The sequence below is a fragment of the Streptomyces sp. NPDC055400 genome, from assembly GCF_053644375.1.
Window position 1 is genome coordinate 82,508 of record NZ_JBSHLM010000019.1, and the last position, 12,416, is coordinate 94,923.

A 12,416-nucleotide genomic window follows, 5' to 3' on the forward strand; every position below is an offset into this window, starting at 1 on the left:
CGCGAGTGCCGCGCCAGCGGAGTAGGTAGGGCCTTGATCTTGGACACACGAGACACGGGATCCTGAGGCTCCGAGAACGGACATCTCGTGGTCATGAAGAACTATCCGCCGCAGTTCAAGGCGGACGCGGTCGCGTTGTACCGGTCGCGGCCCGAGGCGACGATCCGGCAGGTCGCTGCCGATCTGGGAATCAGCCCCGAGACCTTGCGGAACTGGGTCGGGGCAGCCGGCGCGAGCCAGCCGCGCGCGAGTTGCTGGACATTGTCTGCCATCGGCAATCTGTTGGCATGGGCCGCGAGCGGCGCCCTCACCTCAGTGCTTCGGACAGACTGCCAGAGGGACTTCCGCCCCCAGCCTGGATATCTGATGCCGCCAGCGCTCTGGCTTCCAATCTGCTCGGTACGTCCGTGTGTACTGCGCCACGCGAGTACCGCCCAACGGCGCGGCCCGGCCCCTGTAGTGCGGGGCCGGGCCGGGCGTCTTGCTGCAAGGCTGTCAGCCCTGGCGTGCCTTGAGGCGGGGGTTCTTCTTGTTGACAACGAACGTCACACCCCGTCGGCGCACGACCTGGGCACCGGGTTTGGTCTTCAGTGAACGCAGGGACTTGCGCACCTTCATGGCTGGCATCTCCTCTTGTCGCTCGGGGCCGCTGGGCGAAGGTCAGCGGCCGGCCGATGCCGAGCGGCCGTAACGGCGCTCGAACAGCTCCACCCGACCGGCAGTGTCCAGAACCCGCGAGGTGCCGGTGTAGAACGGGTGGCTGGCCGATGAGATCTCGACGTCGATCAGGGGGTACGTGTTGCCGTCTTCCCACTCGATCTGCCGGGACGAGTTCGCGGTCGACCGGGCCAGGAACGTGGCGTTCGCGGCGCGGTCGCGGAAGACGACCCGACGGGATTCGGGGTGGACTCCAGGCTTCATGGGTTTCCTTCCTCGCGGTCCGCCAGGCACTGGCGGATCAGGTCAGCGTTCCTCGCGGAAGAGGACGTGCGTGCCGGTCACAGCGTCGTACTTGCGCAGTACGAGGCGGTCGGGGTCGTTGAGACGGTTCTTGCGTGTCACGTAGGTCACGCCGGTCCCGGCCGTCGACTTCAGCCTGACTACGGGGCGAGCAGTGGTGCGTGCCATGAGGTCCTTCCTTCATCGACATATCCAGTCTTGGTCTGGTCATGTCAATCACATCGTGTAACGCCGGAACCGGCTGGCGCATTCCCAGCCCTTGCCATGTATCCCTGCCGCCGGTTTCCTGCCGGATGCATCTCCGAAGAGTGTTGTCGTGAAGGGCCTGTCGCCTACGCGGCGTAAGGCTCCACGAGGCTTCAGCCGAACAATCGTCCTCGTGGACAGTGGGTGAGGCCCGGGGACACCGTCCCCTTCACGACCACGTCCCCTACAACCAGGCGGCCGTGTCAGACATTCCAGCTCTCATAACCAGGCAGAGGGAAGCCGCAGCCACTGGCCAGCCAGAGGAAACTGCCCAACGGCCCCCCGCACGAAGATCCGGCGCGCCACCCAGGACACCTTCAACCGCCACCTGCCGATGGCGCCGTGCTGCTGCCGGGCATGGCGGTGTGGCTGCGGCGACGGAACGACTGGCGGCCGTTCCGCAGACGCTGATACCGCTGCGGTCGCGACCACAGCGCAGCCGGCAGCATGCAGCGTGGGTGCAGCAGCACGCCGGGCAGGGTCTCAGAAAGGGGCTTTGCCAGCCGCGCCGCCAGCAGGTAGTGCGCGGTGCGCTCCCTCGCCTCGTCGGCGGCCTTCGTCGCCGCCGCGATGGCGTCCGCACTGTGCGGGTTGTGCTTGAACTAGCCGCGGCCTGCTCGGTCTTGTACGCCCGGCGCGCCTCGGTCTTCGGCTTCCTCGGTCCGTCCCAGGTGCCCGAACGGGTCCAGCTCAACCGGCTCCATCGTCGCCATGATCCCCGCTGTGCCGCTATCAACAAGCCTGTCTTTCAGGGTTGTTGACAGCGCCCGTGACAGCGGCGCTGCCCGGTCAGCCGACTGGTCGGTGCGCGTGCTTGAGGTAGAAGCTGATCTCGAAGGGGAGCCCTTCGGCGTACGGAAACGAACGGGTGGTTCGCTGGTTGAGATCGGCGCGCGTTAATTGGGTGAGAGACCCGTTCCTCTTCCTCCGGGCGCTGCACGACTCCGGCGCCCGCGCAGTGGTCATCGGCCAGGTCGCCGGCATCATGCACGGCTCCACCGAGCTCACCGGCGACGTCGACCTGCTCTGGGACGGCACACTCGCGCAGGCGCGTGCCATCCGCGAGGCCCTGATCGCCACGAACTGCCTGAGCCTGCCCGACCTGACCGGCGTCCAGGCCGCCTACCAAGTGACCGGTGCCGGCGGCGACCTCTGCACCCCCGAGCTGCCCTGGGGCGATCTGCACGTCGCCTCGTGCCTCAACCGCGCGTTGAGCGCCCACGATTCCACGGGCTTCACCGTCCACTACGCGGCGCTGACCGACCTGATCGGACTGCGGCGCGCCCTCGGCCGCCCAAGGATCTCCGCCGGGCGGTCGAGCTCGAGGCCCTCCTGAGGGTCAGTCCGGATGAGGAGTCTGCGAGGTGCGCTCGTAGCCGCTGAGCTCCACCGGCATCGGGGTTCGCTGCCAGGAGTACGGCGCGAACCGCCAGTAGTGGCTCGTACCTCCCTTACGTTCCGCCTCCGCGTCCCAGTGCGTGGCGACCTGTAGCGCACGCCTTGCGACGGAGACGAGTGACCATGCACAGGCCCGTCATATGTCCAGGCCGTCAGACTTCGGCGAGGCCGCGTGTTGTGGTGCCGCCGTCGCGGACGATCCAGATATCAGGCGCTCAGCCAGTCGTCCGTCTCGAACTGGTCCGGCTCGGCGACGTGCAGCTGGACCGGCAGCCCGTCCACCGAGGCGCTTTTCGCGATGTCCGAAGTGACGGGCAGGAGCAGCAGTCCCCGGGCCTTCTCGTCGCCCAGAGCCCGGATCCAGGTTTGGACTGCGGCGGGCCGGTAACGGTCGGGAGCATGGAGAACGTACTGCGCCCGGTGATCGTCGTCGGCGGCTCGGTCGTGCTCACGCTGCTCGTCGGGTGGGCCGTGGACCGGCTGCTGCGACGCGCGGACGGCCGGCACCACGAGACCCCGCTGTGGGGGCTGCTCCGTCGCGGCCGTGTCCCCTTCCAACTCGTTCTGTGCACCGCCATGCTCAGCGGGTCCTACGCGGAGGCCAAGCTGCTGGAGGAGCACTCCATCGGCATCGGCCGGATCCTGACGCTGACCCTCATCGGCTCCACGGCCTGGCTGGTGGTGCGCATCGCCGCCGCCGTCGTGGAGACCTCGTACACCCGCTACGCGACCGCGCACCGCGACCCCGCCCGGGTCCGCCGGGTCCGCACCCAGGTGTCGCTGATCCAGCGGGTGGTATCCGCGATCGTCGGTGTGGTCGCGGTCGCCGCGATGCTGCTCACCTTCCCGGCGATGCAGGCGGCCGGCGCCTCGCTGCTCGCCTCGGCCGGCGTCCTCGGCATCGTCGCCGGTGTCGCCGCACAGTCCACGCTGTCGAACCTCTTCGCCGGGCTGCAGATCGCCTTCGGCGACATGGTGCGCCTCGGCGACACGGTCGTGGTGGACGGCGAGTGGGGCACCGTCGACGAGATCACCCTGACCTTTCTGACGGTACGGACCTGGGACGAGCGGCGGATCACGATGCCCGTCTCGTACTTCACCTCGAAGCCGTTCGAGAACTGGTCGCGTGGCAGTGCCCAGATGACCGGCATCGTCTTCTTCCACGTCGACCACTCGGCGCCGGTGGAGGCCATGCGCGAGAAGCTGCGCGACATCCTGCGCGAGTGCCCGGCCTGGGACGGACGCGACTACGGGCTCGCCGTCACGGACTCCACTCCCAACACCATGCAAATGCGCGCCCTGGTCACGGCCAAGGACGCGGACGACATATGGACGGTGCGGGTCACGGTCCGTGAGCGGATGATGCGCTGGCTGACCGAGGACCACCCCTACGCGCTCCCCCGCGTCAACACGGCCGAAGCGGCACCGCCTCCGGGCAGGACGCCGCGGGGCCCGCGCCGCTACCAGGACAGCGCCGCGACCCACCCCTTCGAGCCTCCACGCACAGGCACGGGCCGCGGCTAGCCCCATGCCGAGGCCGCCACTGCCCCGCCACATCGACGACGGCGCACCCCACGGCAGAGTCCAGCCGCCCGGCGAAGGGTCACGGCTGCTGCACACCCACCACAGCCAGAGCCCACCCGAGACCGCCGACGGCGCGCACCCCCACGGGAGAAAACCGGACGCGTCCCGGTTGCGCCCGTTCCTCAACGAGGAGAAACGCCATGGCAGCACCCGCAACGTCGATCAGGTCGGCCTGGGAGGCGCGGATGGTGCGCGCGGCCTGGGGGCCGGAGCCAAGAGCACGGTGGACTGTCACGGGATCATCGTACGGACGGTGTCACGGTCGGCCGTGCTCGATCAGGGGGTTCGGTTTCTCGGGGGTGTACAGGAGCGTGACCGGGGGCGCCGGCGCGGTGGGCGGCTTCGAGGACGACGGCTGTCGTCTCGGTGAGCGGCACTGGCGGGGCGGGCGGCTGCTGTTTGGTGAGCCGGCACCGCCAGGCTCCTGCCTCGCCTGTTGCGGGGCCGTACCCGGGGGCCAGCCTTCGTCACCCACCGCCGCCCCGGTCCGGGCAAGGTCGTCAGCCCGCGCGACGTGTGCCCGGACACCGGCCTGGCCCGCCTCTCCTACGGCCAGGCCCGTGCCCTGCTGGACGAGCGCACCGCGGTGCGTGGCCCGGGAACTGGCTGGGACCTGCACGAGTACCGCCATTCCGCCCTGACCCACCTCGGCGAACAGGGCGCATCGCTGCTGATGCAGATGGCCGAGTCCGGGCACAAGAAGCCGGAGAACGTCCGCCGCTACTTCAAGCCCTCCCCGGAGGCGATTTCGGAGCTGACCAGCCTGCTCGCTCCCGGTGATGCGCGCCGCTGACCCTGCTGTCACCGCTGCGGCTGGTTGTCCACCTGTGGCAGGCGCTGGACGAGGTGACGGACGGCGCTGGAGCGGGATGGCCGCGGCGAAGATGGAGGGCCGAGGGCCGTCGTCGGGGCTCGCGGACCAGGGACAGGCCTTCATTGCTCGTCGATGGCCTGGTGGCGGTCGGGGCCGGTCGGGTTCCGGCCCTTGCCGGAGACCGCCAGGCTTCCCAGGATCGCGAGCAGTTCGGCGCTGCGGCTGCCGGGTTCGGCGTGGAAGACCTTGAGGATGAGGCCGTCGGTGCCGACGATGGCCAGCTTGCTGGCGTGCAGTTCGAGATCGCCGACCTGTGGGTGGTGCAGTCGGTTGACCCGTGGCCGCTTGGGGTGCACGTCGTGGCGGCCCCACAGGCGGCGGAAGTGCTCACTGCGCACGGACAGTTCGCCCACGAGTTCGGTCAGGCGCGGGTCGTCGACGTCGGGCCCGACGTTGGCCCGCAGGGAGGCGATCAGCGCCTCGGCCAGTTCCTCCCAGTCCCGCAGCAGTTGGCGTTCGCTGTCGTCGAGGAGGACGGCGCGCAGGAGGTTGACGCCGGCGGAGTAGTTCGGGGAGACGGCCGTGGCCAGCGCGTTGGCGGCGAGCACGTCGGTGAACTTGTTCTCAACGTAGGCGGGATTGGTGGTCCAGCCCTCCATGAGCTGGAGGATGCCGGGCGGCACGGTCTCGGGTTTGTGTTCAGCCCGTGCACGGCCTGTGGACCGGGGTGCCCGGTGGGACCGGGAGGGGCGTGTCTGGGTCAGGCCGATGAGGTGAGCGGTGGCGTCCGCGTCCAGGTCCAGGACGTCGGCCAGGGCTTCGAGGACCTGAAGCGAGGGATTGCGGTCGCGGCCCTGTTCCAGGCGCAGGTAGTAGTCGGCGCTGATCCCGGCGAGCATCGCGACCTCCTCGCGGCGCAGCCCCGGCACGCGTCGGAGCCCGCCGCCGCGGATTCCGGCGTCTTCGGGCCTGACCAGTGCCCGGCGGGCGCGTAGAAACTCGCCGAGCGCGTTGGTGCCATCCATGCCCCAACCCTAGGTCCGTACAGGCGCGGGTGCCTGTCCCTGTCACTCCCAGGAACAGCGGGGTACTGCCGCGCCCGCCCGGAAGCGCGCAGAGTCAATGCGGGACAAGCTCCACACAGCCGTACAACGGAAGGCGCACCATGACCGGCACCACCCCCGGCGGAACTCTTACCCTGTCCGACGACCTGACCATCAGCCGCATGGGATACGGAGCCATGCAGCTGGCGGGACCCAACGTCTTCGGGCCGCCCAAGGACCGGGGCGAGGCCGTCGCGGTGCTTCGGGAGGCCGTCGAGCGGGGCATCACGCACATCGACACCAGCGACTTCTACGGGCCCGCCGTCGTCAACGAAATCATCAAGGAGGCCCTGCACCCCTACCCCGCGGACCTGCACATCGTGACCAAGGTCGGCAACCGTCGCGGCGACGACGGCAGCTGGAACGTCTCGCGGGACCCGCAGGACCTCAAGGCCCAGGTCCACGAGAACCTCCAGCGCCTCGGCGTGGACACGCTCGACGCGGTGAACCTGCGCCTGGGCACCAACGAGGGGCAGACGGTCGAGGAGCCGATCGGCGACATGTTCGGCGCACTGGTCGAGCTGCAGAAGCAAGGCCTGATCCGCCACCTCGGGCTCAGCGCCGCCTCTGATGCCCAGCTCACCGAGGCACAGGCCATCGCCCCGGTCGTCACGATGCAGAACCTGTACAACCTGGCCAACCGCCGGGACGACGCTCTCGTCGAGCGGTGCGCGGCGGAAAACATCGCCTTCACCCCGTTCTTCCCCCTGGGCGGCTTCTCCCCGCTGCAGTCGCAGACCCTGACCGACGTCGCCGCCCGCCTGAACGCCTCACCGCAGCAGGTCGCCCTGGCCTGGCTGCTGCAGCGCTCGGCCACTATCGCCCTCATTCCGGGCACCTCCTCGCGCGCCCACCTGCGCCAGAACATCGCCGCCGCCGACCTGAAGCTGCCGGCGGACGCAGTCGCGGAACTCGACACGATCGGCAGCTAATTGTTGCGGGTCAGGACGTTGTTGACGGTGCCGTTGGCAACGACTTGGGCGGGTAGCTGCGCAGGACGAGTGAGGTGGTGACCGGTCCGTAACGGGCGAGGGAGTCCACGACCTGTTCAAGGCGTTCGGCGTGAGAACAGTGCACGTCGAGGAGCAGGCAGTCCTCGCCAGTCACGCGGAGGGTCGAGACGACCTCGCGAGTCTGGGCGGCAAGGGTGAGTGCTTGGGGCAGCTGCGCGTGGGTGGTGCGTAGCCGGACGATGGCGTGGATGTTCAATCCGACTGCGGTTGGGGCGACGACGGCACGGTAGCTGGTGATGATCCCGTTCTTCTCCAGGCGTTGGATGCGGGCGCTGGCTGCCGGCTGGGACAGCCCGACTCGGCGTCCGACCTCGGCTCCGGTGAGCCGTCCGTCGGTCTGGAGCAGTTCCAAGATGGCACGGTCGATCTCGTCGAGTGATTCCATCGTTGTCACCCCCACCTTCTTTGAGATCACTTGCTGAGCTCGATCGTTCCCGCTGATCCATCGAGAATCGTCCCAGGGTGCCCCGCGATGTGTGGGGGCCACGATTGGAAGAGCGGTAGGCGATGGTCGCGTACGTCATCATCCCTGGGATCGACGGTTCGGATGAGCGGCACTGGCAGAGCTTGTGGGAGAAGCGATGGGGGCACTCAGCGGTCCGGATCGCACCGGCCTCGTGGAGCAGTCCGGACCTGCCGGACTGGGTTGCCGCAATCCAGGCTTCCTACGAGATCGCTTCTGGGCGTGACAGCCAGGTGGCGTTGGTGGCTCACAGCCTTGGCTGCTGGGCAGCTGCGCACTGGCTGGAGCAGGCGCGACCCGACACGGTGGCGGCGTTCCTGGTCGCGCCTCCCGATCCCCGGGGACCGGCGTTCCCACGGGAGGCCGCTTCGACGTTCCTGGGCCTGTCCGCTCGCCCTTTGCCGTGCCCGAGCCTGATGGTGGCCAGCGACGACGATCCCTACTGCGACCCCAGGACGTCCGCCTCCTTCGCGCACGAGTGGCAGGCGCAAAGCCACTTCATCGGGAGCCACGGCCACATCAATTCCGACAGCGACCTCGCTGACTGGCAGACGGGCCTGGAACTCCTTCGCAGGCTCGTCGACTGTTGAGATGACTGATCCGACACGGAGGCCCTCCGCGTCGACGCCGGCCCTCACCCTGCTCAGCAAGCCCCTGCATGTTGCATCGCAATGCCCCGCTGTCTCCTGAAGGGCGGCGCCGTCTGATCGACCGCTGCCGGAACCGCCCGATCGCCCACGTCGCCGCGGAGATGGGAATCTCTCGAGCGTGCGCGTCGAAGTGGGTCAACCGCTTCCGCCGCCATGGCGACCTCGGCCTCCTGGGCCGCTCCTCACCGCCACACCGGCAACCCACACAGTGCTGCCGGGGCCAACCGCCAGCAGACCGGCTCCGAATAGGCGTAACCGACGTCCTGGCCTCCTACAGCTAGTTGTCACATAGGCAGGCTTGCTTTCGCTGTGGCCGAGGCTGCGGGTGTGGGACTTGACCAGCTCAACACCGATGCCACCGAAGCTGGTTGAGGCGGCCAGGGGTTGTCAGTGGCTGGTGACAGGATCACCGGCATGGCCTTTGTACGTACTACTCCGCCGCGACCCGTGGACGTGACCGCGGTCTTTCCCGAGCTGGCGCCGTTGGCGCGTCCGGCGATTCGGCTGCACCCTCGTCCCGGGTCGCCTTCGGTCAGGGAGAGTTCGGTCGGGGGGCCGTTGCTGTGGCCGGCTGAGGAGCCGTGGCCGCACTGCGAAGCCTCGCACCTGCACGTGGACAGCGGGTTCCGCCAGTCGCCTGCCGACGTGCGGCTCATGAGGCGCATGCGGGCCCGGTGGCACGGTGATCACGGTGGTCGTGGTGGGATGACGCCCGAGGAGGCGGCGATCAAGGAGCGGAACGCCGCGATGCTCGCCCAGCGGCTCGACACCGGCCCTCCGCCCGCGGACTGCCCGGTCCCCATGCTGCCCGTGGCGCAGCTGTATCTGCGCGACATACCCCTGTTGCAGCCGCCCGGACAGGCCGATCTGTTCCAGGTCCTCTGGTGCCCCTACGACCACGATCCGCATCACAAGCCGTCGACCGCACTGTTCTGGCGGTCCGCCGCCGAGGTCGTCGACATCCTCGCCACACCGCCCGAACCGTACGAGGTGAACGATGACGGCTATCTGCCGGAGCCGTGCGTGCTCGCACCGGAAGCGATCACCGAGTACCCCAACAGCCTCGATCTGAGCCCGCAGATGCAGCTGGTGGTGGAGGACTGGAGCAGATGGCAGGCAGCCGACGCCGGCGTGGACAGCTCCTACGCGGACTGTCCACGGGACTTCTATGACCCCCATCTGGCAGACGCGCCCGGCTGGAAGGTCGGCGGCTGGCCTCCATGGGGCCGCACCGACCCCAACCCCCGATACTGCACTGTCTGCGATGCGCAGATGGTCCCGCTGCTGACCATCGCCTCCTTCGAATGGGACGGCGGCGAGGGACACAGCTGGGCACCTTACGAGGAACAGGCCGCCGCCTACGCCGCCAACACCGCCGGCCATTGCTGTGGTCAGGACCCCTCGCAGCCGACCAAGGTCGAAGTCGGCAGCACCGACAACATGCAGATCTACGTCTGCCCCATCTCCGAGCATCCGCACACCGACCTGATCCAATGAGCTGCCGGGCCTGTCACGCACCCTCCGTAGTCGGTGGATGAAGTGCCGCCGCGTCAGGGTGTGTGACAAGCCGTTTGCCTCACGGCGGCGGGACCCGCAACGCACGAGGCTCCTGTGCCGTTGTGGGAGGTGTTCGAAGTCTCAACCTGTTGGCACAGGAGCCTCGTTGGTTTCCCATCCTGCCGCACTCGACCTGCCGCACGCGCTGGTTGAGTGGGTCACCGTGCTCATCGTCGCCCGTGAGGGCGACCGCCGCTGCAAGCTCCCACCGCACCAGCGCGCACTGGTCGCCTTGGTGTACCTGCGCAAGCACGACACCCTCGCGCAGATCGCCGCCGGCTTCGGCATCTCGGTGGGCACCGCCCACGCCTACACCCACACCGTGGTCGACCTGCTCGCGGTGCGGGCGCCTGGCCTGCTCAAAACCCTGCGTGAAGCCGACCCGGACTTCGTCCTGCCCGACAGCACCCTCGCCGCATGCGACCGCCTCGGCGACGGCCGGGCGGACTACTCCGCCAAGCACCGCCGCCACGGCGTGAACGTTCAGGTGGTCACCGATCTGACCGGACGCCTGCTGTGGATCTCGCCCGCCCTGCCGGGCCGGACCCATGACCTGGCTGCGGCCCGCACCCACCGGATCATCCGGTTCTGCGAACGCCAAGGCGTCCCGATCCTTGCCGACCGCTCCTACATCGGCGCCGGACCGTGGGTCACCACACCGGTCAGACGCCCACCCGGTCGCGACCTGTCACCAACCCAGCGCACCGTCAACCGCGCGCTCTCGGCAGCACGGGCACCGGTCGAACGGGGCGTGGCCCGTCTGAAGTCCTGGCGGATCTTCCACCACGCGCGCTGTAGCCCGAATCGACTGTCTTCAATCGCCGCTGCCGTCCTCACCCTGGAGCGGCAACGCTGAAATAGCTCACTGACCGGCTCGGCGGTTCGCCCGTAATGTCCTCTGCCGCTGGAGGGCGGGCCGTCGCGTGACGTCGCGGGTGCGCCGGGTTCGGCCAGCCCGGAGAGTGCCGGTTGTCCTCCTTCCTGGTCTTCGTCGGGACGAGGGCCGCGCCGTCAGGTGCCGGCCGGGAGCCAGGTGAGCTTGGCGCGACGCTGGTGCCACATCGAGCGCTGGGAGGAGGAGTGGGACGGCTTCGGCCCGTTCGCCGTCGAGCTCCTCGCCTCCGGCGAGCTGGCCGGCGTCGTCGGCCTCTCCGTGTCCGAGCCCCAACCCGGCATCGAGATCAACTGGTGGCTCGGCCGCCAGTTCTGGGGCCAGGGCTACGCCTCCGAGGCCGCCCAGGCCACCCTGGAGTTCGCCCTCCAGGACCGAGGCATCGACCGGATCGTCGCCCTGATCCGCCCCGGCGACACGGGCTCGGAGAACATCGCCCGCAAGCTCGGCATGACGGAGGGACACGAGTTCACGCACCCGAAGCACGGCTTCGCGCTCCAGGTGCACGCGATCGACCTCACGGAATACGATGGCTGATCCACTCGCGGACAACTTCCTTACGCAGAAGGTAACTTGGCTTCACGTCCAGCAACGGGGGTCAGGCATGTCCACGGCGGGAACCGCCACCATCGAGATCGTCCGGGCCGACGAGGCCCACCTCCAGAGCATCGTCGAACTCGCCGCGGACCGGCGGCTCGACGTCACCGATCCGCAGCGCGCCGGACGCGACGGATTCCTGGTGTCGAACTACACCCTGGCCGACTACCGGGCGCGGCTCACCACGGCCGAGCACTTCTGGGTAGCCGTCAAGGGCACCGAGGTGCTCGGCTATCTGATGGCGTACAGCGACGAGCAGATCGAGCCCGACGAATGGCTGAACCACCGGATCAAGTCGACGCTCGGCGCGTTCCTCGTCATCAAGCAGATCTGCGTCTCGCGCCGGGCCGCCCGCAGCGGGGTGGCGTCCCGCCTGTACCACCACGTGCTGGAGCAGTGGTCGACCAGTCCAGTGATCGCGGCCGTCGTCAGCGAGCCGTACAACGAGGCGTCCACCCTCTTCCACCGCAAGCTCGGCTTCGAGGAGCTGACCCGGCTCACGCCGCCCGACGGCAAGCAGCGGATGGTCTGGGTGTGGCGCAAGCCGCGCGAGGCGATGCTGCAGGCCCAGTACGCGGTGGCCATCGACCTCTACAAGCACGAGGACACCACCAACTGGCACAAGCTGAACAACTTCTTCTACATCACCGCGGGCCTGGCGGCGGCGCTCGGCTTCACCCTCGGCAAGGAGGGCGAGCCGACCCGGTCCATGGAGGAGATCTCGCAGAGCCTCGCGATGGTCATCTGCGTCATCGGGCTCGGCTCCGCGCTCGCTTTCTCGCAGATGCTGCGTTACGGCCGCCGCTACCTCGGTGCCCGTAAGCGCGCCGCGATGGAGCTGGAGGAGTACATGGCCTGGCACGGCGGGCAGCGGATAGTGGGCCGCGAGACCCAGGCCGACGGCAATGCCTGGCTGAAGCAGTCGCCGACCGGACTCATCATGATGCTGCTTCCGGTCCTTGTCGCCCTGTGCTGGGCGGCGATGATCGGCATACTGATAGTGAACTGAGAAGTGGGGGGGGCCCCCACGGGGCCCCCCCCCACAAAACGGGGTGAGGGGGGACAGTAAGTTTTACGCGGCCCCCCCCCCCCCCCCCCCCCCGGAACAGGGTCTTAAAAAAAAAAAAAAGACCACCACA

General features: G+C 68.7%; 13 protein-coding genes and 4 pseudogenes. 11 read left to right on the plus strand and 6 right to left on the minus strand.

The features are described 5' to 3' along the window. Nucleotides 1-87: 87 nt before the first annotated feature. Nucleotides 88-225, plus strand: a pseudogene (locus ACWIGU_RS38145) (transposase); the annotation flags it as partial. 270 nt (nt 226-495) lie between these two features. Here the strand turns inward: ACWIGU_RS38145 and ykgO are convergent. From ykgO to rpmG, 3 genes are read right to left on the minus strand one after another with little or no spacing between them, the layout of a single operon-like run. Next, complete coding sequence (gene ykgO / locus ACWIGU_RS38150; RefSeq protein ID WP_266571099.1) at nt 496-618, minus strand: type B 50S ribosomal protein L36; 123 nt, start codon at nt 616-618, stop codon at nt 496-498. A 42-nt stretch (nt 619-660) separates the two neighbouring features. Continuing rightward, complete coding sequence (locus ACWIGU_RS38155) at nt 661-921, minus strand: type B 50S ribosomal protein L31 (protein ID WP_454406310.1); 261 nt, start codon at nt 919-921, stop codon at nt 661-663. A gap of 42 nt (nt 922-963) precedes the next feature. Then, complete coding sequence (gene rpmG / locus ACWIGU_RS38160) at nt 964-1,128, minus strand: 50S ribosomal protein L33 (RefSeq protein ID WP_454406311.1); 165 nt, start codon at nt 1,126-1,128, stop codon at nt 964-966. Between the two features lie 982 nt (nt 1,129-2,110). On the opposite strand from rpmG, the gene ACWIGU_RS38165 reads away from it, so the two are divergent. Then, nucleotides 2,111-2,542, plus strand: coding sequence for a hypothetical protein (locus tag ACWIGU_RS38165; RefSeq protein ID WP_454406312.1), 432 nt, complete (start codon nt 2,111-2,113; stop codon nt 2,540-2,542). Between the two features lie 272 nt (nt 2,543-2,814). Here the strand turns inward: ACWIGU_RS38165 and ACWIGU_RS38170 are convergent. After that, nucleotides 2,815-2,958 (minus strand): annotated as a pseudogene (locus ACWIGU_RS38170) (dienelactone hydrolase family protein); the annotation flags it as partial. Nucleotides 2,959-3,003: 45 nt separating this feature from the next. Between ACWIGU_RS38170 and ACWIGU_RS38175 the strand changes: the two are divergent. Then, nucleotides 3,004-4,128, plus strand: coding sequence for a mechanosensitive ion channel family protein (locus tag ACWIGU_RS38175; protein WP_454406313.1), 1,125 nt, complete (start codon nt 3,004-3,006; stop codon nt 4,126-4,128). A gap of 466 nt (nt 4,129-4,594) precedes the next feature. After that, nucleotides 4,595-4,981, plus strand: a pseudogene (locus ACWIGU_RS38180) (site-specific integrase); the annotation flags it as partial. Nucleotides 4,982-5,121: 140 nt separating this feature from the next. Here ACWIGU_RS38180 and ACWIGU_RS38185 read toward each other — a convergent pair. After that, nucleotides 5,122-6,027: a helix-turn-helix domain-containing protein gene (locus ACWIGU_RS38185; RefSeq protein ID WP_454406315.1), complete on the minus strand. Its 906-nt coding sequence runs from the start codon at nt 6,025-6,027 to the stop codon at nt 5,122-5,124. A gap of 140 nt (nt 6,028-6,167) precedes the next feature. Between ACWIGU_RS38185 and ACWIGU_RS38190 the strand changes: the two genes are divergently transcribed. Continuing rightward, nucleotides 6,168-7,037, plus strand: a complete 870-nt coding sequence (locus ACWIGU_RS38190; RefSeq protein WP_454406316.1) for an oxidoreductase — start codon at nt 6,168-6,170, stop codon at nt 7,035-7,037. A 10-nt stretch (nt 7,038-7,047) separates the two neighbouring features. Here ACWIGU_RS38190 and ACWIGU_RS38195 read toward each other — a convergent pair whose 3' ends face one another. Next, nucleotides 7,048-7,503, minus strand: coding sequence for an Lrp/AsnC family transcriptional regulator (locus tag ACWIGU_RS38195; protein WP_454406317.1), 456 nt, complete (start codon nt 7,501-7,503; stop codon nt 7,048-7,050). Between the two features lie 122 nt (nt 7,504-7,625). Between ACWIGU_RS38195 and ACWIGU_RS38200 the strand changes: the two genes are divergently transcribed. The 6 genes and pseudogenes from ACWIGU_RS38200 to ACWIGU_RS38225 all read left to right on the plus strand — a co-directional run bounded on the left by ACWIGU_RS38200 (nt 7,626) and on the right by ACWIGU_RS38225 (nt 12,286). After that, nucleotides 7,626-8,171 carry an RBBP9/YdeN family alpha/beta hydrolase gene (locus tag ACWIGU_RS38200; protein ID WP_454406318.1) on the plus strand — a complete coding sequence of 182 codons (546 nt, stop codon included), beginning with the start codon at nt 7,626-7,628 and terminating at the stop codon, nt 8,169-8,171. A gap of 68 nt (nt 8,172-8,239) precedes the next feature. After that, nucleotides 8,240-8,512 (plus strand): leucine zipper domain-containing protein, encoded by a 273-nt coding sequence (locus tag ACWIGU_RS38205; RefSeq protein ID WP_454406319.1) that lies wholly within the window; start codon nt 8,240-8,242, stop codon nt 8,510-8,512. Between the two features lie 133 nt (nt 8,513-8,645). Then, on the plus strand, nt 8,646-9,728 hold the full coding sequence (locus ACWIGU_RS38210; RefSeq protein WP_454406320.1) for a hypothetical protein: 1,083 nt from the start codon (nt 8,646-8,648) through the stop codon (nt 9,726-9,728). A 166-nt stretch (nt 9,729-9,894) separates the two neighbouring features. Continuing rightward, complete coding sequence (locus tag ACWIGU_RS38215; RefSeq protein ID WP_454406321.1) at nt 9,895-10,644, plus strand: transposase; 750 nt, start codon at nt 9,895-9,897, stop codon at nt 10,642-10,644. Nucleotides 10,645-10,797: 153 nt separating this feature from the next. After that, nucleotides 10,798-11,217, plus strand: a pseudogene (locus tag ACWIGU_RS38220) (GNAT family N-acetyltransferase); the annotation flags it as partial. 67 nt (nt 11,218-11,284) lie between these two features. Continuing rightward, nucleotides 11,285-12,286 carry a GNAT family N-acetyltransferase gene (locus tag ACWIGU_RS38225; RefSeq protein WP_454406322.1) on the plus strand — a complete coding sequence of 334 codons (1,002 nt, stop codon included), beginning with the start codon at nt 11,285-11,287 and terminating at the stop codon, nt 12,284-12,286. Nucleotides 12,287-12,416: the final 130 nt, after the last annotated feature.